Origin of the sequence: Isoptericola sp. NPDC019482 (assembly GCF_040632295.1) — a bacterium.
GTDB lineage: Bacteria > Actinomycetota > Actinomycetes > Actinomycetales > Cellulomonadaceae > Isoptericola.
On the sequence record NZ_JBEYBQ010000006.1, the window covers coordinates 16,129 to 36,071 of the forward strand.

Here is a 19,943-nt window from a genome sequence, read left to right on the forward strand (position 1 = left end):
CCATGCAGATCGCCGAGCTGAGCGTGCTGCTCGTGTGGGGTGCCGCCACGGCGCTCACGATCGCGCTCGTCGCGTTCGCGATCGACCTGGGCCGCCGCACGGAGGCCCGGGCCGAGGCGCACGCCGAGGCGCGCACACCCGTCGCGGTGGGTGCCGGGTCCGCGCGCCCGTCGACCGGGGACGCGCCGTCGTCGGACGGCGGGGCAGCCGCGCCCGTGCGCCGTCGCGCCGCAGGCATCGCCATGTCCACCACCTGGCTCGGCACCGCCATGCTGCTCGTGGCGATCGTGCTGCGCGGGCTCGCCGCCGGCCGCACGCCGTGGGCCAACATGTACGAGTTCACGCTGGTGGGGTCGTTCATGGCCCTCGCGGTGTTCCTCGGCATGAACCTGCGCAAGGACTTCAAGTTCCTCGGGGCGTTCGTCACCGGGCTCGCCGTGCTGTTCCTCGTGCTGGGCCTGAACGTCTTCTACGTGGCCGCGACGGGCGTGCAGCCGGCGCTGCAGAACTACTGGCTGGTCATCCACGTGGGCGTCGCGATCAGCGCCACCGGCATCTTCACCGTCGCGTTCGTCGCCTCGGTGCTGCAGCTCCTGCGCGACAGCCGCGACTCCGGGTCGCCGTACCTGCTGCGGCCCGGCTTCCGCTGGCTCGACCGCGTGCCCACCCCGACGTCGCTGGAGGCCCTGTCCTTCCGCCTCAACGCGGTCGGCTTCGTCCTGTGGACCTTCACCATCATCGGCGGCGCCATCTGGGCCGAGCATGCCTGGGGCCGCTACTGGGGCTGGGACCCCAAGGAGGTCTGGAGCTTCGTCATCTGGGTCGTGTACGCGGCGTACCTGCACGCCCGCACCACCCGCGGCTGGGACGGCCGCCGCGCCGCCTGGTTCGTCGTCGTCGGCTACCTGTGCGTGCTGTTCAACTTCACCGGCGTGAACCTCATCTTCAACGGCAAGCACTCGTACTCGGGCCTGAACACCGACAGCACCGGCGGCGCCTGACCCACCCGACCGCTGTGAGCGCGAAAGAGGGGACTATCCGGTCGCGGATAGTCCCCTCTTTCGCGCCCACAACGTGTGTCAGGGGGCGTCGCCGCTGCCGCCGCCCTCGCGCTCGCGGCGGCGCTTCTCCTGCTCGAGGCGCCACAGGAACTCCGGGTCGTCGTCCGGGGCCACCGGGCCGGACGGGCGGCGCGGCCCGGAGGGGCCGGGGCGCCGGGGGCGGGACGACGGCCCGCGACCGCCGCCGGACGCGCGGCGGGCGGACTGCTTGACGACGATCCACGCGACGGCGCCGAAGATCGGCAGCAGCACGATGATCACCGCCCACAACCAGCGGGGCAGCCCGCCGCGCTCGTCCTCCTCGGAGCCGAACAGGTCGAGGAGGGCGTACAGGGCGAGCCCCACCACGAGGAGGGGGAGGATCACACGCGCGAACATGCCTCCAGCCTAGTTCGGCGTCGGGATGCACAGGAATCGCGCCTACCCTGGAACGGTGCCCCTCGTCATGTACACCGTCTGGCGGATCCTGCTGTTCGTCGCCGCCCTCGGCGCCGGCTACCTGCTCGGCCTGCGCAGCTGGCTCCTCGTCCTGGTCGCCGCCGTCGTCGCGTTCGCCGTCTCCTACCTCGCGCTGAGCAGGCCGCGCGACGCCGCGGCGCGCTGGCTCGCGGAGAAGGACCAGCGGCGCAAGGACGGTTCCGACAAGCACGACGTCGACACCGACTACGAGGACTCCGTCGTGGACCGGGAGAACCCCACCGCGGGCTGAGCGGCCCGGGCGGGAGCGGTCCGAGCAGACGTCAGAGCGCCAGTCCGAGGGCCAGCAGCACGCCGTAGGCGAGCTCGAACATCCCGGTCCCGGCGAGCACCTTCACCAGCAGCGGCCCGCGCGCGCCGGCGATCACCGGCGTCACGAGCAGCGCGGCGGGCAGCAGCAGCACCGTGACGAGCATTGCCCACGGCGACCAGGCCGCGCACACCATGCCCAGCACCACGGGCAGCAGGATGCACGCGGCGTACCAGCGCCGGGCGCGGTGGTCGCCGAGGCGGACGGCGAGCGTGCGCTTGCCGGCGACGACGTCGGTCGGGATGTCGCGCACGTTGTTCACCATGAGCAGCCCGCAGGCGATCAGGCCGACGCCGACCGCGCCGAGCACCGAGGGCCACGTGAGGGTGTCGGCCTGCGTGTACGTGGTGCCGAGCGTCGCGACGAGCCCGAAGAAGACGAAGACGCCCACCTCGCCGAGCCCGGCGTAGCCGTACGGGTGCTTGCCGCCCGTGTAGTACCAGGCGGCCAGCACGCACAGCACGCCCACCGCGAGCAGCCACCAGTGCCCGCTGACGGCGCACAGCGCGAGGCCCAGCACCCCGGCGACGCCGAACGACGCGAACGCGGCGCCCTTGACGCGGCGGGGCGGCGCGATGCCGGACGCGGTGAGGCGCAGCGGCCCCACGCGGTCCACGTCGGTGCCGCGCACGCCGTCCGAGTAGTCGTTGGCGTAGTTGACGCCCACCTGCAGGGCGAGCGCGACACCGAGCGCGAGGACGGCGGGCAGCCAGGCGAAAGCGTCGACGTCCGCCGCGGCGCCGGACCCGATCAGCACCGGCGCGGCCGCGGCCGGCAGGGTGCGGGGGCGTGCTCCGGCGATCCACTCGCTCGTCGTGGCCATGGTTCTCCGTCCGTCGGTGCGGCGCCGGGGCGTCGCGTGCGCGAGCAGGTCAGGCGTGCGCCTCGTGCTCGCGGACGAGGGCGACGACGCCGCTGCGGTCCACCTTGCCGGGGCCGCGCAGGGGGAGCGCGGCCACCCGGTACACGCGGCGGGGCGCGGACGGCGCACCCAGCCTAGTCGCGACGGCGGAGCGCACACCCGCCAGGTCGTCGGGCGCGACCGGCGTGAGTCCCGCGCCCCCGGTGGGAGTCGCGACGACGGCGACGAGCGCCTGCCCCCACTCGGGGTCCGGCACGCCGACGACGCACGCCTCGCCGCCGAGCAGCTCGCCGACCACCGCCTCGACGGGCGCGGGGGCGACGTTCACGCCGCCCGTCACGACCACGTCGTCCGCGCGGCCCAGCACCTGCAGGGTGCCGTCCGGTCGCAGCCGGCCGAGGTCGGAGGTGCGGAACCAGCGCGACCCGTCCGGGTCGGTGCGGAACGCCGCCGCCGTGGCGGCGGCGTCGCCCAGGTACCCGGCCGCGAGTGTGGGCCCGCCCAGCTCGACGACCCCCACCCCCCCGGACCTGTCAGACCCAGCGGGGGCTATACCCCGCTGTGGCTCTGACAACTCGGGGGGGACGACGCGGACCCGGACGCCGCGCAGGGGCCCGCCGTCGTACACGCAGCCGCCGGCGGTCTCGGACATGCCGTACGTCGTCACGACGCGGACGCCCGCGTCGGCCGCCCGCGCCAGCAACGCCGGCGGCGACGCCGCACCGCCGAGCAGCACCGCGGCGCAGCGGGCCAGCGCCGTCAGTCCGCGGGGCGCGCCGTCCTGGGCGGCGGCGAGCAGACGGTGCACCTGGGTGGGCACCAGCGACACGTACACCGGGTCGCCGCCGGCGGCGTCGAGGGCCGGCTCCAGCAGGTCGGCCAGGCCGTCGGGCGTGAAGTGCCCGTCGGGGTCGGCGGCCGTCAGCGGCGTGCCGGCGAGCACCGACCGGACCACCACCTGAAGGCCCGCCACGTGCGTGGGCGGCAGCGTCAGCACCCACCGACCGGGGCCGCCCAGTCGCTCGTGCGTGGCCGACGCGGACGCGCGCAGCGCCGCGGCGGGCAGCGCGACCTCGCGCGGCGTCCCCGTCGACCCGGACGTGCGCACCACGAGCGCGGTGTCCGTCGGCATCGGGGACGACGTCGCGCGGGGCAGCGGGACGACGGCGGGACCGCCGTCGAGGGCGGCGCGCACGGCGTCGCGGAGCACGGCGACGGACGGGGGGAGCGAGGCGCGAGGCACCGCACCAGCGTAGGTCGGGCGGCACCCCGGGCCGCCGCGGGCCTGCCGTAGGGTGGCACGGTCCCGGCCCGGGAGGGTCGCACGTACGTCGAGGAGGACGCCGAGGATGCCCACGAAGCCTGCAGGCGCGCCCCGCGGCGCCCGGAGCGGAGCCGTCGGCGCGCTGGTCGCGCTCGCCCTGCTGACCACCGCGGCCTGCGGCGTCGGCGAGCCTGCGGCGCCGCCCACGGTGACGGCCGCCCCGGACGTCGCCGTGCCGAAGGCGGCACCCCCCGACCCCGTGAAGCCGAAGCCGAAGCCGAAGCCCGCGGTCTGGCCGCTCACCGGCCAGCGCACCGGGACCGCGAAGGTGCCGGCTCGTGCCGCCGTCGCCGTCAAGATCGAGAACTCGGTCGCGGCCCGCCCGCAGCGAGGCCTGCAGTCCGCCGACATCGTCTGGGAGCAGGTGGTGGAGGGCGGGATCAGCCGCTACGTCGCCGTCTACCACTCCACGCTGCCCGGCACCGTCGGTCCCGTCCGATCCGTGCGCCCCATGGACCCCGCCATCGTCGCCCCGATGCACGGCGTCCTCGCGTACTCCGGCGGTCAGCCGCCCTTCATCCGTGCCGTGGGGAAGGCGGGGGTGCAGTCCGTGACCATGGACAGCGGCGACCCCGGCTTCTGGCGCAGCGGCGCCCGGCTCGCGCCCCACAACGTGTACGGCTCGGTCAAGAAGTTCGCCAAGCAGGCGAACGGGAGCCGCGCCGAGCCCCCGGCGGCGCAGTTCTCCTACGCGGCGAAGCGCGGGCAGGGCTCCGCCGCGAAGAACGACCGGAAGGGGCGCGTGGCCGACGTCCGCCTCTCGCCGGCGCAGCGCACCGTGTGGCGCTGGAAGGGCGACACGAAACGGTACGCGCGGTACGACGGGTCGACGCCGTCGATCTCGTCAGGGAAGCAGCTCGAGGCCCGGAACGTGCTGGTCCTGTCCGTGAAGCTGAAGAACACGAAGTACCGCGACCCGAGCGGCGCACCCGTGCCCGAGACGCAGATGGTGGGCAGCGGCAAGGGCGTGCTCCTCACCCGCGGCAAGGCGCTCAACGTGACCTGGAAGAAGAAGGGCACCCGCTCGCGGCTCGTCCTGACGACGCCGGGCGGCAAGCCGGCGCTGCTCGACCCGGGGAACCTGTGGATCGAACTCGTGCCGCGCGGCAGCGGGTCGTGGCGGGTCAGTTGACACCGGATCGGGCCGCCGCGGCCTACGGTGGGGTGTGATCGCGCGCACACCTGCCCTGGAGGCCACCGCATGACCGCCACGCCCCGCCCCTTCCGCGCCCGCGGCGCCGCCGTCCTCGCGACCGCCGCCCTCCTCGCGCTCGGGGCGTGCTCGTCCGGCGGGTCGCCCACGCCGACCGTCACGCCCGACACGGCAGCCGAGAAGGGGGCGCCCCCGTCGCCCACCATGCCCTCCGCCTGGCCGCTCACCGGCGTGCGGTCGGACGACGTCGCCGCCCGGCCGGCGCTCGCGGTGAAGATCGAGAACGCCCCCCAGGCGCGGCCGCAGACCGGCCTGGAGGACGCCGACCTGGTGTGGGAGGAGGTCGTCGAGGGCGGCATCACGCGCTTCGTCGCCGTGTACCACTCGCGGATCCCGAAGGCGGTGGAGCCCGTGCGGTCGGTCCGCCCCATGGACCCCGACGTCGTCGCGCCGCTCGGCGGGCTCCTCGCCTACTCCGGCGGGCAGACGCCGTTCATCGACGCCGTCGAGAAGTCGGGCACCCAGTCGGTGATCATGGACCGCGGCGACGCGGGCTTCTCCCGCGACCCGGGTCGCGCCGCGCCGCACAACGTCGTCGGCGACCCGAAGGCGTTCCTCGACCAGGACGACGACGACCGCACCGTGCCGCCGCCCGCCCAGTTCCGCTACGCGGGGAAGGCCGGCGAGGGCACCGCGGGCGGTGACGGGAAGAAGGCGGCGACGCTCGACGTGACCCTCAGCCCGGCGCAGCGCAGCGTCTGGGACTGGTCCGGCAAGGAGAAGCGGTGGTTGCGCAGCGAGGGGTCGCGCGAGTCGGTCTCGTCGTCGGGGGAGCGGCACGCGGCCGCCAACGTCCTCGCCCTGTCGGTCGACGTGGTGGACACGAAGTACAAGGACCCGGCCGGCGCGCCCGTCCCGAAGGCGGAGCTGATCGGCAAGGGCAAGGGGGTGCTGGCGTCGTCGGGCCGGACCGTGTCGGTGCAGTGGTCGAAGAAGGACCAGGCGTCCCCGATCGAGCTGACCCGGGACGGCGAGCCCGTCGAGCTCGACCCGGGCAGCACGTGGATCGAGCTCGTCCCCCAGGACGGCGGGAGCTGGAAGGCGTCCTGACCGTCGACAGGAACGCCGGGCCTCAGGGAGCCGCCAGCCCGGACACGGCGCTCCCGACGGACACGGGGTTCCCGTCCGCGGAGAACAACCCCGACACCATCCCCCTGCCGGCGCGCTCCCAGGTCGTGCTCCCGTCCCGCAGGTCGAGGGCGACCAGGCGGCGCGGGACGCCCGCGCCGTCGTCGTCGGTCCAGGTGTTCGGGGAGATCGCGAGCAGCAGGCGCGTGCCGTCCGTGACGACGCCGGTGACGGTCTCGCCCTCCTCCGGGTCGGCGTCGAGCAGGCCCGCCAGCCGCCACCGACGATCGCCGGTGCGAGCGTCCAGGGCCATGACCGAGGAGTCGTCGGCGAGCACGATCGTGTCCCCGACCCGGGCGAGCGGTGTCGTCAGGGGATCGATGGAGACCGACCACGCCGGGACGTCGCCGGTACCGAAGGCGGCCAGGGCGGGTGCGCTCCCGTCGGCGCCCAGGAGCGCGAGCCGGGGGGCGGACGGCTCGGTGTCGATGGTCGGGGTGACCGCGAGCCCGTGGATCGTCGCCCGTCGCTCGCCGTGCGCGTCGAGGATCGCGCTCGTCTCGCCGGGAACGAGGTAACCCCCGTCCGGCTCGGCGACCAGAGACTGCCAGTCGTCACCGATGTCGATGCTCTCGCCGGTCGGCGTGACCGCGCGGGTCAGGCCGCACAGGCCGAGCGTCGTCGACGACGGGGTCGCGTCGACCCAGGGTTGCGGCGCGACGGTCCGGCCGCCCTGGCCGTCCTCCACGACCCCGCACTCCTCGAGGGCGCCCTCCGTGAGCCGGACCGACACCTCGGCGCGCACCTCGCCGGTGACGGCGTCGATGATCCGCAGCGACGGGTCGTGCCAGCCCGCGTCGCGCAGGGTGCGCAGCAGGCTCGCGGCGTCGTCGCCCTCCCGCCAGGGGACCTCGTTCACGGGGGACTCCTGGTCGAGCACCGCGACCGTCCGGCCCGCGGCCGGCAGCACCTGGGACCACGAGGACACGCCGGCGTCGTCCTCCCCGGGCGCGTCGACCGGCTCGAGGAGGTCCAGCTCGCGTTCGCTCACCACCGTGCCGTCGGCGTCGAGCACGGTGACGCGGGAGAGGTCCTCGACGCAGACCACCGAGTCCACCGGGGCGCTCCAGTCGACCGCGGTCCAAGGGGTCGGCCCGCACGTCGCGGCGTCGTCGAACGGGTGCTCCCACACGACGTCGCCGGTCGCCGCGTCGACCGCCCGGACGCCGTCGGAGCCGGTGACCGCCAGCACCCCGCCGGGCAGGACGGCCGCGAGGGACGACCCCTCCGGGAGCGACCAGGTCGTCTCGACAGGGTCGGACAGGTCGCCGACGACGCCGGGCATGCCCTGCACGGCCTCGGCGCGCAGCCGCTCGGCGCGGGCGTCGAGGAGGCCGGGGGTGACGGCGGCGGCGGTGGCAGCGACCACGACGACGGCGGTGCCGGCCGCGACGGCGACGCGGCCGCGGCGGGGCAGGGCGCGCCACCGGGCGACGGCCCGGTCGCGCAGGGCGGTGCGCCGTCGGCCGGTGCGCCGTCGGCCGTCCGTCGGCTCCTCGTCGGGAGTGGTTCCCGGGGCGTCCTCGAGCTCGTCGTCGGGCACGAGCTCGAAGGTGGTCATCGGCTCGGCGCGACGGAACCTCGGCGGCATGCCCGGAGGCTACCGGCCCACCCACGCCCGGGACGGCTCGTCCGCCGCGGCGGGCGGGTGAGATCCGGGGAGGCCGCGAGCGTGGCGTCAGCCCAGGCCGCGCACGGCGCCCGCGAAGGCCACCACGTGCCCCCCGATCGTCAGGAGCCCCTCGAGGTACCCGTCCTGCTCTCGCTCCCACAGCGTGGTGCCGTCGCGCACGTCGAGGGTGACCAGGCGGTTCCGGTCGCCGCCGCCGTGCCCGCTGACGCCGACGAGCAGGCGGGTGCCGTCCGTGACCGCCCCGGCGACCCACTCTCCCGAGCCGTCGTCAGACCTCCGGAGGAGGTCGTCGCGGTCCCAGATCTCGTCCCCGGTGGCCGCGTCGACCCCGACGAGCCCGGATCCGTCCTGCACGACGACGACGCCGTCCACCCGCGCGAGCACCCCGCCGAAGTCGTCCGTCACGACGCTCCACCACCTCTCGCCGCCGTCCGGACCGATCGACGTGAGCCGCGGCGGACCTGTCGCGCCGTCGCCCATCCCGGCCAGTGCGAGGTACGACGAGCCGGGCTCTGCGTCCACCAGCGGCGGGATCACCAGACCCGGGACCGTGGCGACGACCGTCCCGTCGTCGTCGAGCACGGTGCTGCCGTCCTCGCCCGCGACGACGAGGCCCCCGTCCGCGAGCGGTCGCGCCCAGGCGCCCTCCGGGTCGACGTCGATCGCGGTGCCCCGGGGCGTGACGAGGACGGCGGCGCCGCACACCGACAGCGTGACCAGCGACGAGGAGGCGACGACCGACGGGTAGGTCATCAGCTCGGGCGCCTCGCCGTCGTCCTGCATCATCCCGCAGGCACCGAGGTCCTCGGCCCGCAGGTGCAGGGTCGCCTCCCCGCGCACCTCGCCGGTGAGCGCGTCCTCGACGCGCACGGTGGGGTCCACCCAGCCGTCGGCGCGGAGCGCGCGCAGGGTGCCTGCGTCGGGCAGGTCGTCCGACGGCCACGGGGCGGTGGCGTCACTCAGCCCGTCGACGACGGCGAGCGCCCCGCCCCCGGCGGGCACCACCACGGGCGCGCCGTCCGGTGCCCCGTCGTCGTACGCGTCGGCCCGTGCGGGGCCGAACGACCTCTCCCCGACGACGGCGCCGCCGGCGTCGAGCACGGTGACGGTGCGGTCGTCCGGGTTGCCGGTGAGGCAGACCGCGACGTCGGCGGGCCGGGCCAGGTCGTCCGTGATGCCGCCTCGCGGACCGCACGTCGGGAACGTGCCCACCTCGCGCCGCCACGCCTCGTCGCCGGTGCCGGCGTCGAGCGCGGCCACGGAGGTGCCGTCGGTGGTGAGCACGAGGCCGCCGGCGAGCGTCACCAGCCCGTCGCCGTCCGGGAGCTCCCAGGTCTCGGCCAGCGGTTCCGACAGGTCCTCGACGGCGCCGGGCAGGCCGCGGATCGCGTCGGCGCGCAGTCGCTCCGCGCGGGCGTCCAGCAGGCCCGGGGCCACGGTGGCCGTGGCGACGGCGAGCACGACGACGGCGGCGCCGGCCGCGACGGCGACGCGGCCCCGGCGGGACAGGGCGCGCCAGCGGGCGAGGGCACGCTCACGCAGGGGGAGGCGTCGGAGGTCGTCGTGCTCCTCGCCCGGGGCGACTCCCGAGCCGCCCTCGCGCTCGTCGTCCGGCACGAGCTCGAAGGTGGTCATCGGCTCGGCGCGACGGAACCTCGGCCGCATGACGGGAGGCTATCGGCCCCACGAGGCTCCTGCGGTCGCCGGTCGACCTCCGGCCGGGTGAGAAATCGCAGGCCGGCGTCGTGGCCGGTCAGAGGCTCAGAACGCGTACGGGAACCGGGACCAGTCGGGGTCGCGCTTCTCGAGGAACGCGTCGCGGCCCTCGACGGCCTCGTCGGTGAGGTAGGCGAGGCGCGTGGCCTCCCCGGCGAAGACCTGCTGGCCCATGAGGCCGTCGTCGGCGAGGTTGAACGCGAACTTCAGCATCCGCACGGCCTGCGGCGACTTGCCCGCGATGGTGCGCGCGTAGTCGATCGCGAGCCCCTCGAGGTCGTCGTGCTCGGCCACCTCGTTGACGCCGCCCCAGCGCTCGGCGTCGTCGGCCGAGTACTCGCGGGCGAGGAAGAAGATCTCCCGCGCGCGCTTCTGGCCCACCTGCCGCGCGAGGTAGGCGGAGCCGTAGCCGCCGTCGAACGAGCCGACGTCGGCGTCGGTCTGCTTGAACCGCCCGTGCTGGCGGCAGGCGATCGACAGGTCCGCCACCACGTGCAGCGAGTGCCCGCCGCCGGCCGCCCACCCGTCGACCACGGCGATGACGACCTTCGGCATCGTGCGGATGAGGCGCTGCACCTCGAGGATGTGCAGGCGCCCGGCGCGGGCGGGGTCGACGGCGTCCGCGGTCTCGCCCAGGACCTCGCCGCCGCCGGCAGGGTCCTCGACGGACGTCGTGTACTGGTAGCCCGAGCGGCCGCGGATACGTTGGTCGCCGCCGGAGCAGAACGCCCAGCCGCCGTCCTTCGGGGACGGGCCGTTGCCGGTGAGCAGCACGGTGCCGACGTCGGACGTCATGCGGGCGTGGTCGAGCACCCGGTACAGCTCGTCCACGGTGTGCGGGCGGAACGCGTTGCGCACCTCGGGCCGGTCGAACGCGACGCGCACCACGGGCAGGTCGCGCACGACGACGCCGTCGGCGTCGCGCTCCACGCCGCGGTGGTAGGTGAGGTCGGTGAGGCCCTCGAACCCGGAGACCTCGCGCCACCGCGCAGGCTCGAACGTGTGGGAGACGGTGCGGGGGAGGGGTGCGCTGCTCACGCCGTCACCCTAGTTCGTCGGCGTCCCCCGGGCGGCGCCGGGACGACAGCCCGAGGGCGAGGCCGCCGGCGACGACGACCGCGCCGGCCACGCCGTGGGCCGTCGGGGCCTCGACGCCGAGCGCGAGCGACGTCGCCAGGGCGGCCACGGGCATGAGCCCGGCGAAGAGCCCTGCGCGGGCGGCGCCGACCCGCGCGAGCCCGGAGTACCAGAGCAGGAACGCCACCGCGGTGAGCACGACGGACAGGTAGGCCAGGGCCGCGAGCTCGCCGCCGTCGGGCACGGCGAGCAGCGGCCCGGGGGCGAGCAGGCCGAGCAGCAGGAGCTGCGGCACGGCCGCCACGCAGGCGTAGGCCGAGACGCGCAGCGGCCCGAGGGTCGGCAGCAGCGGGACGGCGAGCAGCGAGAACGCCGCCTCGCACGCCAGCGCCCCGACCGCGAGGGCCAGCCCGAGCGGGTCGGCCGACCCGAGGCCCTCGACGAGCGCGACCCCGGCCGTGACGACGACTGCTGCGGCCAGGGTGCGGGGCGCCAGGCGACGCTCGCGCACGGCCTGGGTCGCGGCGAGGACGACGGGTGTCGCGCCCACCACCGCCCCGACCAGCGACGGCTCGGCGTGCCGGGTGGCGAGGACGACGAACGCGCTGAACCCGGTGAGGCCCGTGGCCGCGAGCGCCAGCAGGCGGCCCGCCTGCCGCGGCGTCGGGAGCACGAACGCGACCTGACGCCAGCGCATCACCGCGAGCAGGCAGAGCGCCGCGACGGCGTAGCGGACGGCCTGCCCGCCGAGCACGGGGTAGTCGGCGAGCGCGGCGGAGGCGGTGAACGACGCGCCGACGAGCGCCATCGCCGCGCCGCTGCGGACGTACGCGGCCCGGAGGCCGTCGGTGCCCGCCGGTGTCGGGGGCGCGAGCACGTCGCCGACGGCGGGGTCGAGGAGGTCATGCCGTCGACGCTAGGGACGGTCTGGACCGGTGGGCAGGGCCAGTTCGGTGCTGGTTCACTGGGCCAGATACGTCGGCGAGACGAGGAGCGTGACCCGATGAGGCGGCTGGAGCCCGAGGACCTGGTCCTCGTCCTCGGCGCGCGCCCGCCGTCCGACGTCGGCGCCTGGCTGCGCGACGGCCTGCGCGACGCCGTCGCGTCGGGACGGCTGGAGGCGGGCGCCGCGCTGCCGTCGTCGCGGTCGGCGGCCGCGGGGCTGGGCGTGGCGCGGGGCACGGTGGCGGCGGCCGTGGACGAGCTCGTGGGGGAGGGCGTGCTGGAGAGCCGTCCGCGCTCGAGCGTCGTCGTCGCCGACCTCGCCCTGCGCCCGCGCGGCACGGCGCCCGGGCCCGCCCGCCCGGGGGTCGCGACGGAGCGCCCGGCCAGCGTCGGCTCGCCCGACCCGGGGCTCTTCCCGCGCGCGGCGTGGGCTCGCGCGGTGCGCGACGCGATGCGCGAGCTGCTCGACGCCGAGCTCGGCTACCCCGACCCGCAGGGGCTGCTCGTGCTGCGCGAGGCGCTCGCGGGACACCTGCGCACCGCTCGGGCCGCCCCGGTCGAGGCCGAGGACGTGGTGATCGTGAGTGGCGTCGCGCAGGCGCTGGCCCTGCTCGGCCAGGTCCTCGCGGGCGGCGATCCCGCGGGGCGCGTCGTGGTCGAGGACCCGGCGTCCCCGGGCGTCGTCGAGCAGCTGAGGGGAGCCGGCCTGGACGTGGTGCCGGTGCCGGTCGACGAGCGTGGGCTCCGGACGGACGGGCTGCCCGACGCCGCGGCGGCGGTCGTGACCCCGGCCCACCAGTTCCCCCTCGGCGTCGTCCTGGCCCCCGACCGCCGGCGCGAGCTGGTCGCCTGGGCCCGCGACGGCGACCGCCTGCTCCTGGAGGACGACTACGACGCCGAGCTCCGGTACGACCGGCAGCCCGTCGGCGCCCTGCGCGGCCTGGCCCCGGAGCGCGTCGCCCTGCTCGGCTCGGTGTCCAAGCTGCTGTCCCCGGCGCTGCGACTGGGCTGGGTGGTCGCGCCGCCCGGGGTGCGCGACGCGCTCGTCGACGCCAAGCGGCGCGCCGACCTCGGCTGCTCCGTCCCCGAGCAGGCCGCGTTCGCCCGGCTGATCGCCGACGGCGCGTACGCGCGGCACCTGCGTCGTGCTCGGCTCACGTACCAGCGCCGCAGGGGGTTGCTGCTCGACGCGCTCGCGCGCGACGCGCCGCACGTCCCGGTCGAGGGCGTGGCCGCCGGCCTGCACCTCGTCGTGCGGCTGCCGGACGGCGACGCCGAGGCGCGGGCGGTGTCCGCGCTGCGCGCCGCCGGCGTGCCGGCCGAGCCGCTGTCCGGCACGGCGGCGCGCGGCGACACCCGGGGTGTCGTCGTGGGCGCTGCGCGGGTGCAGGGTCCGGCCGTGCCGCGGGTGGTCGAGATCCTTCGGGCCGCGGCCGTGGGCGCCGGGGTCGGTGTGTAGCTCACTTCACATCGGAGGTGAAGTGTGCTTCACTCGACCCCATGCTGAGCCGCGTGACCCGCACCCTCGTGACGACGACCGTCGTCCTGGTCACGGTGGGCGGCCTGCTCGGCGTGCTCGTGGGCGACGACGCCCCCGCCGACGCGCTCGACGGTGTGCTGGTGGGGCTCGCGGTCGCGGTGGCGGTCGGGGTGCACCTGCTGGTGCGGTCCGCCGCGGGGCGCGGTGTCGAGGCGTCCGCGCCCGAGTCGGCCGAGGACTCGGTGGAGCGCCGGGTGTGGGTGGCGGCCAGCTCGGCCGCGTTCGTCGACGCCGTGAGCGTCCTGGTCCTGGTCGTGCTGCTGGGGCTGTGGTCCGACGGGGAGTGGTCGCGGTGGCTGCCGCTCGCCGGGCTCGCCGCCGTCCTCGTCGATCTCGGCGTCCGCGTGCGTCGTGGGTGGCGCGAGCAGGTGGGCGGTGCGTAGCCGGGTCCGGGAGCTGCGCTCGGCCGCGGGCCTGACGCAGGCGGACCTGGCCGACCGGGTCTCGGTGTCGCGCCGCACGATCATCTCGATCGAGCAGGGCCGCTTCGACCCCAGCCTGCCGCTCGCCTTCCGCCTCGCCCGGGTGCTCGACACCCGCGTGGACGAGCTGTTCATCCCCGACGACGACGGCGATCCTGCCGTCGTCGTCCGATCCGACGAAGGAGCGGTCTGATGGTGTTGCTGCTGGTGGCGATGGTGCTCGCGCTCGGGGTGTGGCTGGTGGCCCTGGCGGCGGCCCGCGGGCGCCTCACCGCCAACGGTGCGATCGGCATCCGGACGCCCGCCACCCAGCGCTCGCAGGAGGCCTGGGTCGCGGCCCACCGTGCGGCGCTGCCGCTGGTGGCCTGGGGCGGGCTGGCGGTCGTCGCCGCGGCCCTCGTCGTGCTGCTCGGTGGGTTCCTCGAGCCCGCCGGGCTCGAGACGGTGGGCATCACCCTGGTCCTGGCGGAAGGCGTCCTCGTCGTGATCGCCGCCGCCGTCGCGCACCGCGCCGCTGTGCAGGTGCCCGCGCCGTGAGCGGCGCGCCGGGTCCGCAGGGGCCCGTGCCCGCCGAGCTGTTCACCGCGCCCACGCCGGGAGGGATCCGGGGCCTCGGCGTCGGCATCGCCGTGGTCGAGGCGGTCGGGACCGGCTGGGCCGTGGCGGCGTTGCGCGGCAACCCCGGGCTCCTGGTCGCCACGCTCGTGCCGCTCGCCGTCGGGGCCCTCGTCGCCGCGGCGCTCGTCGTCTGCCGGATCTCGGTCACGGTCGCCGAGGACTTCGCGGTCTTCGCGTTCCGCCCGCTGCACCGGGCCGTCGTCGACACCGCCGACATCGAGTCCGTCGAACTCGTGGACCGGGTGGACCCCGTGAGCCTCGGCGGGGTCGGGCTGCGCCGGATGCCGGGCAAGGTCACGGGCCTGTTGTGGGGACCCGGGCCGGGAGTCGAGGTCCGCACGTCCCGCGGCGCGCGGATCGTCGTCGCGGTCCCCGCCGCCCGCGAGCTGCACGACGCGCTGGCCGCGGCCAGGGCACGGCACGCCACCGGCTGACCGCCGAGCCGCCTCTACTCGGTGTCGCGGTCGGCCTCGTGGGCGGTCTCCGCGCGGGCCACCACGTCGCCGGGAAGGTCGACATCGTCGGGCACCTCGACGCCGTCGGGCGTGATCGGTCGGTCGGAGGGTTCGACCGCGAGCGCGAACTCGTCGCCGTGCTCGGTGACGCCGGCGATGACCGCCTGCTTGACGGCCTCCCGGGCGTACTTTTGCCGGACGATCATCGGGTCCTGGTTGAGGTCTCGGGTCAACGACACCATCAGCAGCACCATCACGACCACGAACGGCAGAGCGACCAGGATGGTGAGGTTCTGGAGGCCGGTGAGCGCGTCGTTCCCGCCCACGAGGAGCATCACCGCGGCGACCGCACCTGTCGCGACACCCCAGAAGATGACGTTGGGACGACTCGGTTCGGCGCTGCCGCGTTGCGACAGGGTGCCCATGACGATGGAGGCGGCGTCCGCACCGGAGATGAAGAAGATCGCGACCAGGATCATCACGACCACGGTGGTGAGCGACTGCCACGGGTACTCGGCGAGCATCCCGAACAGCTGTGCCTCCGTCTCCCCGGCGCCGGCGATGTCGGTGCCGCCCTTCTGGAGGAAGAGACTCGCGCCACCGAAGATGCAGAACCACACGATGGTGACCAGGCTCGGCACCAGGAGGACACCGCCGACGAACTGGCGGATCGTCCGGCCGCGGGAGATCCGGGCGATGAACATGCCGACGAAGGGCGTCCAGGAGATCCACCAGGCCCAGTAGAAGACGGTCCACTGCGCCAGCCAGTCGCTCGTGGACACGCCGCCAGGTGTGGTGCTGCTGTCGGCGCCGGTCCGGGCGGCCATCATCGCCAGGTCCTGGAAGTAGGTGCCGATCGAGTTCGGGACGAGGTTCAGGATGAACACCGTCGGCCCGACCACGAAGACGAACACCGCCAGCGCCAGGGCCAGCACCATGTTGATGTTCGACAGCCACTGGATGCCGCGGGCGACGCCGGAGACCGCCGAGAGCACGAAGCAGGCCGTGAGCACCGCGATGATCACGACCAGGACGCCGTTGCCGACGTCGCCGGCCCAGCCGACGACCTCCATACCGCTCTTGATCTGCAGCGCCCCCAGACCGAGCGAGGCGGCCGACCCGAACAGCGTCGCGAAGATCGCGAGCATGTCGATGACCTTCCCGGCCGGGCCGTGCGCGTGCCGACCCAGCAGCGGCTCGAACACCGAGGAGATCAGCTGCTTGCGGCCCTTGCGGTAGGCGCTGTACGCGATCGCCAGCCCGACGACGGCGTAGATCGCCCAGGGGTGCAGCGTCCAGTGGAACATCGTGGTGGACATCGCGTGCTGGACGGCCTCGGGGTTGCCGGCGTCGACGGTGCCCGGCGGCGGGTCCACGTAGTGGGCGAGCGGCTCGGCGACCCCCCAGAAGATCAGCCCGATGCCCATCCCGGCGGAGAACATCATCGCCACCCAGGACACCGTGCGGAACTCGGGGGCCTCGCCGTCGGCGCCGAGCGGGATGGCGCCGAACTTGCTGATCGCCAGCCACAGGCTGTACACGACGAACAGGCTGGCGGTCAGCACGAAGAGCCAGCCCATGTTCGTCGTCACCCAGCCCAGCGCCGCGCTGGAGGCGCCCGCCAGGCCGTCGGTGTCGACGAAACCCCAGACGAGGAACGCGACGGCCACGGCAGCCGTGACCCCGAAGACGACCCAGTCCATCGGGCTGCGCCGCTGCTCGTCGACCCCGATCGGGTAGTCCAGGGCCGGGTGCGGCACCACCTCGGCGGTCGGGGACCTGAGGGCGCGCCCGACCCTGTCCGCCGCGTCCTGCGCGTGCCGCTTCGCGCCACGCTGTTCGACCTTGCCCGACTGCTCGTTCACTGCGTGACCCCGTCCGTGACTTTGACGTCCAGCTCCGTGTGCCCAGGTGGGACGGCTTTCGACCGTCTCGCACCTGGCCGCCTCGTGCAACCGCTGCGGACCGCGGGCGCGCTCCCGTCGCGGCACGCCCGGCGTTCCTCCCGACCGCGCGCCACGAGCGGGCGCACCCTGGAGGCATGAGCGTGCGGGAACCGGACGACGCCGTGGTGGACCCGGAGGACGTCGCGCACGAGATCTTCGTGTACGACGCCGAGACGGTCCGCCGCGACGCCCAGCGCATCGGTGGCCGTCCCGCTCCGAGCCCGTTGACGTACGTGCCGGAGCTGACGGACTTCACCGACTGACCGACCCGGGGCTCCGACGGGGCGCCCCCGGCCCGCGCGCGCCCGCGCCGCGGGACCGGACAGTAACCTGAACGCGTGCAGCTGCTGCGTGAGATCGTGTACCGCACCCCGCTGACCACCAGGTTCCGCGGCCTCGACGAGCGCGACGGCCTGCTGCTGCGGGGCGACGCCGGCTGGGGCGAGCTGTCCCCGTTCTGGGACTACGACGACCCGGAGTCCGTGACCTGGCTGCGCGCCGCGCGCGAGGCCGCCGACGTCGGTTTCCCCGCCCCGGTGCGCGACCGCGTGCCCGTCAACGTCACCGTGCCGGCCGTCGGCCCGGAGCGGGCGCGGGAGATCGTGCTCGCGTCGGGCGGCTGTCGCACCGCCAAGGTCAAGGTCGCGCAGCGCGGCCCGTCGGTCGACGAGCGCCCGGGGGCGCTGGAACCCCTCGCGGCGGAGGAGGCGCGCGTCGCCGCCGTGCGCGCCGCGCTCGACGAGGCGCACGGCCCCGGGGTCGGGGCGATCCGGGTCGACGCGAACGGCGGCTGGACCACCGACGAGGCCCTCGCCCGCATCCCGGTGCTCGACGCTGCCGCGGGAGGACTGGAGTACGTCGAGCAGCCCTGCGCCACGGTCCCCGAGCTGGCCGCCGTCCGTCGCGGGCTGCGCTCGCCCGTCCCGGTCGCCGCGGACGAGTCGATCCGCCGCGCCGCCGACCCGCTGCGGGTGGTGCGCGAGGACGCCGCGGACGTCGTCGTGCTCAAGGTGCAGCCGCTCGGCGGCGTGCGCGCCTGCCTCGACCTCGCCGAGCAGGTCGGCCTGCCGGTCGTCGTGTCGTCGGCCCTCGAGTCGTCGGTCGGGCTCGCCGCGGGCGTGGCGCTCGCGGCCGCGCTGCCGGAGCTGCCGTACGCCTGCGGCCTTGCGACATCCCAGCTCCTCGCGCACGACGTCGTCGCCGACCCGTTGCTCCCCGTGGACGGGGCGCTCCCCGTGCGCCGCCCCGCGCCCGACGCCGCGGCCCTCGCCGCGGCGGAGCCCGACCCGGCGACCCGCGAGCGGTGGCTGGCCCGGTACGCCCGCCTGTCCGCGCTGCTCGAGGAGGCCGCGTGAGCGCCGCCCTGCCACCCTCGCTCGTCGCGGCGCGGGCGATCGTGACCGACCTCGCGCTCCAGGGCGTGCGCGACGTCGTGCTGGCACCCGGCTCGCGGTCCGCGCCCCTCGCCTACGCGCTGGCCGAGGCCGACGACGCCGGCCTGCTCACGCTGCACGTGCGGGTCGACGAGCGCTCGGCCGGCTTCCTGGCCCTCGGGCTGTCCCGGGGGGCGGAGCCCGTGCTCCGGGGCGCCGGGGACGACCAGGTCGAGCTGCCCCGGCCGGTCGCCGTCGTCACGACGTCCGGCACCGCCGTCGCCAACCTGCACCCCGCGGTGCTCGAGGCGCACCACACCGGGGTGCCGCTCGTGGTGCTCGCCGCCGACCGGCCGCACGAGCTGCGCGGCACCGGCGCCTCCCAGACCACGGACCAGGTCGGAATCTTCGGCACCGCCGTGCGATACGCCGTCGACGTCCCCGCCCCCGACGGGCGCGACGGCGAGGTGCGCGACCTGCTCGGCACGCTCGGGAGGGCGCTCGCGGCGGCGCAGGGCCTGCGCGACCGGCACCCCGGCCCCGTGCACGTGAACCTCGCGTTCCGCGACCCGCTGCACCCGCCCGCGCCGCTGGCGCCCCTGCCGCCCGAGGAGACGTGGCCCGAGGGGTTCCGCCGCACGACCGTCGTCCCGCCCGCCCCCGCGCCCGCCGGGGACCCGGCGCTGCACGGTGACCCGGCCCGGACGCTGGTCGTCGCCGGCGACGGCGCGGGGGCGGTCGCGCGCGCGGTGGCCGAGGCGCAGGGCTGGCCGCTGCTCGCGGAGCCGTCGTCGGGCGCCTGCGGGGGGCCCAACGCGGTCGCGGCGTACCGGTCGGTGCTCGGCGTCGAGGAGCTGACCCGCGACGTCGAGCAGGTGGTCGTCTTCGGCCGCCCGACCCTGTCCCGGCCCGTGCAGCGGCTGCTGGGGCGGCCCGACGTCGTGGTCACGGTCGTCGCGCCGGGCGGCGGCCCGTGGCCGGACGCCGCGCGGAACGCCGAGCTCGTCGTACCCGCCCTGGCGGAGCGGTGGTCGGCGCCGGCGTCGCCGGTCGACGCCCCGGCGGACGGGACTTTCCTCGCGCGCTGGCGTTCCGCCGGCCGCGCGGCGGCGGCCGTCGTCGACGCCGCCACCTCGGACGACGCCGTCGGCGACGGGCTGCTGTCGGCCCCGCACGCGGGGCTGGTGGTCGCGCGCGCCGTCGCGTCCGTGCTCGGCCCGAACGACGTGCTGGTCGTCGGGTCCTCGAACCCGGTGCGCGACCTGGACCTTGTGCTCGGGCTGGACCACCCGCAGGCCGGGGACCTGCCCGACGTGCTCGCCAACCGGGGGCTGGCCGGCATCGACGGCACCGTGTCGACGGCGACCGGCGTCGCGCACGCCGCCGCCCGCCAGGGGCGCCGCACGCGCGCGCTGGTCGGCGACCTCACCTTCCTGCACGACGTCGGCGGGTTGCTCCGTGGGCCGCACGAGCCGCCCGTCGACCTGGAGATCGTCGTCGTGAACGACGACGGTGGCTCCATCTTCGCCACCCTCGAGCACGGCGAGCTCGCCACGTCGTCCGCGGCCGGCGCCGCCACGTTCGAGCGTGTCTTCGGCACCCCGCACGGCGCGACCCTCGGGAACCTGTGCGCCGGCTACGGCGTGGACCACCAGCTCGTGCTCGACGTCGGCTCGTTGCGGCACGCCCTGCGGGCGCCCTCGCGCGGCGTGCAGGTGATCGAGGTACGGGTGCCCCGCGTCGACCGGCTCGCCGAGACCCGCGACCTGGCCGCGCGCGTCGGCGCGGCGGTCCGGGCGACGCGCTGACCTGCGACGACGCGATTCGCAGCAAGTTCTCAGGT

The 19,943-nt window shown here is 75.8% G+C and carries 20 protein-coding genes; 12 read left to right on the forward strand and 8 right to left on the reverse strand.

Annotated features, from left to right (window positions below):
• Positions 1 to 2: 2 nt before the first annotated feature.
• A complete protein-coding gene (gene ccsB / locus ABZ493_RS06460) occupies positions 3 to 1,001 on the forward strand; it encodes a c-type cytochrome biogenesis protein CcsB (RefSeq protein WP_430581355.1) in 999 nt (332 codons plus the stop codon).
• A gap of 78 nt (positions 1,002 to 1,079) precedes the next feature.
• Here ccsB and ABZ493_RS06465 read toward each other — a convergent pair whose 3' ends face one another.
• Positions 1,080 to 1,439 carry a PLD nuclease N-terminal domain-containing protein gene (locus ABZ493_RS06465; RefSeq protein WP_430581356.1) on the reverse strand — a complete coding sequence of 120 codons (360 nt, stop codon included), beginning with the start codon at positions 1,437 to 1,439 and terminating at the stop codon, positions 1,080 to 1,082.
• A gap of 55 nt (positions 1,440 to 1,494) precedes the next feature.
• Between ABZ493_RS06465 and ABZ493_RS06470 the strand changes: the two genes are divergently transcribed.
• Positions 1,495 to 1,770, forward strand: coding sequence for a DUF4229 domain-containing protein (locus tag ABZ493_RS06470; RefSeq protein ID WP_430581357.1), 276 nt, complete (start codon positions 1,495 to 1,497; stop codon positions 1,768 to 1,770).
• 31 nt (positions 1,771 to 1,801) lie between these two features.
• On the opposite strand, the gene ABZ493_RS06475 is transcribed toward ABZ493_RS06470, so the two are convergent.
• Both ABZ493_RS06475 and ABZ493_RS06480 read right to left on the reverse strand, forming a co-directional pair.
• The gene (locus ABZ493_RS06475) at positions 1,802 to 2,671 is read right to left on the reverse strand and encodes a 1,4-dihydroxy-2-naphthoate polyprenyltransferase (protein WP_430581358.1); all 870 of its coding nucleotides are present in this window, start codon (positions 2,669 to 2,671) and stop codon (positions 1,802 to 1,804) included.
• 49 nt (positions 2,672 to 2,720) lie between these two features.
• Positions 2,721 to 3,953: an AMP-binding protein gene (locus ABZ493_RS06480; RefSeq protein WP_430581359.1), complete on the reverse strand. Its 1,233-nt coding sequence runs from the start codon at positions 3,951 to 3,953 to the stop codon at positions 2,721 to 2,723.
• A gap of 106 nt (positions 3,954 to 4,059) precedes the next feature.
• Between ABZ493_RS06480 and ABZ493_RS06485 the strand changes: the two genes are divergently transcribed.
• Both ABZ493_RS06485 and ABZ493_RS06490 read left to right on the forward strand, forming a co-directional pair.
• Entirely contained in the window at positions 4,060 to 5,166 is a 1,107-nt protein-coding gene (locus tag ABZ493_RS06485) for a DUF3048 domain-containing protein (RefSeq protein ID WP_430581360.1), read from the forward strand.
• A 69-nt stretch (positions 5,167 to 5,235) separates the two neighbouring features.
• A complete protein-coding gene (locus ABZ493_RS06490) occupies positions 5,236 to 6,297 on the forward strand; it encodes a DUF3048 domain-containing protein (RefSeq protein ID WP_430581361.1) in 1,062 nt (353 codons plus the stop codon).
• A 22-nt stretch (positions 6,298 to 6,319) separates the two neighbouring features.
• On the opposite strand, the gene ABZ493_RS06495 is transcribed toward ABZ493_RS06490, so the two are convergent.
• From ABZ493_RS06495 to ABZ493_RS06510, 4 genes are all read right to left on the reverse strand, one after another.
• Positions 6,320 to 7,966, reverse strand: a complete 1,647-nt coding sequence (locus ABZ493_RS06495) for a PQQ-binding-like beta-propeller repeat protein (RefSeq protein WP_430581362.1) — start codon at positions 7,964 to 7,966, stop codon at positions 6,320 to 6,322.
• Positions 7,967 to 8,053: 87 nt separating this feature from the next.
• A complete protein-coding gene (locus ABZ493_RS06500) occupies positions 8,054 to 9,673 on the reverse strand; it encodes a PQQ-binding-like beta-propeller repeat protein (protein ID WP_430581363.1) in 1,620 nt (539 codons plus the stop codon).
• Positions 9,674 to 9,769: 96 nt separating this feature from the next.
• On the reverse strand, positions 9,770 to 10,762 hold the full coding sequence (locus ABZ493_RS06505) for a 1,4-dihydroxy-2-naphthoyl-CoA synthase (RefSeq protein WP_430581364.1): 993 nt from the start codon (positions 10,760 to 10,762) through the stop codon (positions 9,770 to 9,772).
• Positions 10,763 to 10,766: 4 nt separating this feature from the next.
• Complete coding sequence (locus ABZ493_RS06510; RefSeq protein WP_430581365.1) at positions 10,767 to 11,678, reverse strand: DMT family transporter; 912 nt, start codon at positions 11,676 to 11,678, stop codon at positions 10,767 to 10,769.
• 126 nt (positions 11,679 to 11,804) lie between these two features.
• Between ABZ493_RS06510 and ABZ493_RS06515 the strand changes: the two genes are divergently transcribed.
• From ABZ493_RS06515 to ABZ493_RS06535, 5 genes are read left to right on the forward strand one after another with little or no spacing between them, the layout of a single operon-like run.
• Complete coding sequence (locus tag ABZ493_RS06515; RefSeq protein ID WP_430581366.1) at positions 11,805 to 13,205, forward strand: PLP-dependent aminotransferase family protein; 1,401 nt, start codon at positions 11,805 to 11,807, stop codon at positions 13,203 to 13,205.
• Positions 13,206 to 13,258: 53 nt separating this feature from the next.
• On the forward strand, positions 13,259 to 13,669 hold the full coding sequence (locus ABZ493_RS06520) for a hypothetical protein (RefSeq protein WP_430581367.1): 411 nt from the start codon (positions 13,259 to 13,261) through the stop codon (positions 13,667 to 13,669).
• On the forward strand, positions 13,662 to 13,901 hold the full coding sequence (locus ABZ493_RS06525) for a helix-turn-helix transcriptional regulator (RefSeq protein WP_430581368.1): 240 nt from the start codon (positions 13,662 to 13,664) through the stop codon (positions 13,899 to 13,901). The genes ABZ493_RS06520 and ABZ493_RS06525 overlap by 8 nt, the downstream gene beginning before the upstream one ends.
• Complete coding sequence (locus ABZ493_RS06530; RefSeq protein ID WP_430581369.1) at positions 13,901 to 14,245, forward strand: SdpI family protein; 345 nt, start codon at positions 13,901 to 13,903, stop codon at positions 14,243 to 14,245. The genes ABZ493_RS06525 and ABZ493_RS06530 overlap by 1 nt, the downstream gene beginning before the upstream one ends.
• Positions 14,242 to 14,760 carry a hypothetical protein gene (locus tag ABZ493_RS06535; protein WP_430581370.1) on the forward strand — a complete coding sequence of 173 codons (519 nt, stop codon included), beginning with the start codon at positions 14,242 to 14,244 and terminating at the stop codon, positions 14,758 to 14,760. Before ABZ493_RS06530 ends, ABZ493_RS06535 begins: the two co-directional genes overlap by 4 nt.
• Before the next feature lie 14 nt (positions 14,761 to 14,774).
• On the opposite strand, the gene ABZ493_RS06540 is transcribed toward ABZ493_RS06535, so the two are convergent.
• Entirely contained in the window at positions 14,775 to 16,484 is a 1,710-nt protein-coding gene (locus tag ABZ493_RS06540) for a BCCT family transporter (protein WP_430581465.1), read from the reverse strand.
• Positions 16,485 to 16,822: 338 nt separating this feature from the next.
• Between ABZ493_RS06540 and ABZ493_RS06545 the strand changes: the two genes are divergently transcribed.
• The 3 genes from ABZ493_RS06545 to menD all read left to right on the forward strand — a co-directional run bounded on the left by ABZ493_RS06545 (position 16,823) and on the right by menD (position 19,908).
• Positions 16,823 to 16,990, forward strand: coding sequence for a hypothetical protein (locus ABZ493_RS06545; protein WP_430581371.1), 168 nt, complete (start codon positions 16,823 to 16,825; stop codon positions 16,988 to 16,990).
• A 75-nt stretch (positions 16,991 to 17,065) separates the two neighbouring features.
• On the forward strand, positions 17,066 to 18,082 hold the full coding sequence (locus tag ABZ493_RS06550) for an o-succinylbenzoate synthase (protein WP_430581372.1): 1,017 nt from the start codon (positions 17,066 to 17,068) through the stop codon (positions 18,080 to 18,082).
• Positions 18,079 to 19,908: a 2-succinyl-5-enolpyruvyl-6-hydroxy-3-cyclohexene-1-carboxylic-acid synthase gene (gene menD, locus ABZ493_RS06555; protein WP_430581373.1), complete on the forward strand. Its 1,830-nt coding sequence runs from the start codon at positions 18,079 to 18,081 to the stop codon at positions 19,906 to 19,908. The genes ABZ493_RS06550 and menD overlap by 4 nt, the downstream gene beginning before the upstream one ends.
• Positions 19,909 to 19,943 lie beyond the last annotated feature (35 nt).

Excerpts from the sequence above, each read along its gene's own strand:
- ccsB (WP_430581355.1), top strand. The coding sequence starts at position 3 with ATGCAGATCGCCGAGCTGAGCGTGCTGCTCGTGTGGGGTGCCGCCACG.
- ABZ493_RS06545 (WP_430581371.1), top strand. The coding sequence starts at position 16,823 with ATGAGCGTGCGGGAACCGGACGACGCCGTGGTGGACCCGGAGGACGTC.
- ABZ493_RS06495 (WP_430581362.1), bottom strand. The coding sequence starts at position 7,966 with ATGCCGCCGAGGTTCCGTCGCGCCGAGCCGATGACCACCTTCGAGCTC.
- ABZ493_RS06500 (WP_430581363.1), bottom strand. The coding sequence starts at position 9,673 with ATGCGGCCGAGGTTCCGTCGCGCCGAGCCGATGACCACCTTCGAGCTC.
- ABZ493_RS06490 (WP_430581361.1), top strand. The coding sequence starts at position 5,236 with ATGACCGCCACGCCCCGCCCCTTCCGCGCCCGCGGCGCCGCCGTCCTC.
- ABZ493_RS06515 (WP_430581366.1), top strand. The coding sequence starts at position 11,805 with ATGAGGCGGCTGGAGCCCGAGGACCTGGTCCTCGTCCTCGGCGCGCGC.
- ABZ493_RS06540 (WP_430581465.1), bottom strand. The coding sequence starts at position 16,484 with ATGGACTGGGTCGTCTTCGGGGTCACGGCTGCCGTGGCCGTCGCGTTC.
- ABZ493_RS06530 (WP_430581369.1), top strand. The coding sequence starts at position 13,901 with ATGGTGTTGCTGCTGGTGGCGATGGTGCTCGCGCTCGGGGTGTGGCTG.
- ABZ493_RS06465 (WP_430581356.1), bottom strand. The coding sequence starts at position 1,439 with ATGTTCGCGCGTGTGATCCTCCCCCTCCTCGTGGTGGGGCTCGCCCTG.
- ABZ493_RS06475 (WP_430581358.1), bottom strand. The coding sequence starts at position 2,671 with ATGGCCACGACGAGCGAGTGGATCGCCGGAGCACGCCCCCGCACCCTG.
- ABZ493_RS06485 (WP_430581360.1), top strand. The coding sequence starts at position 4,060 with ATGCCCACGAAGCCTGCAGGCGCGCCCCGCGGCGCCCGGAGCGGAGCC.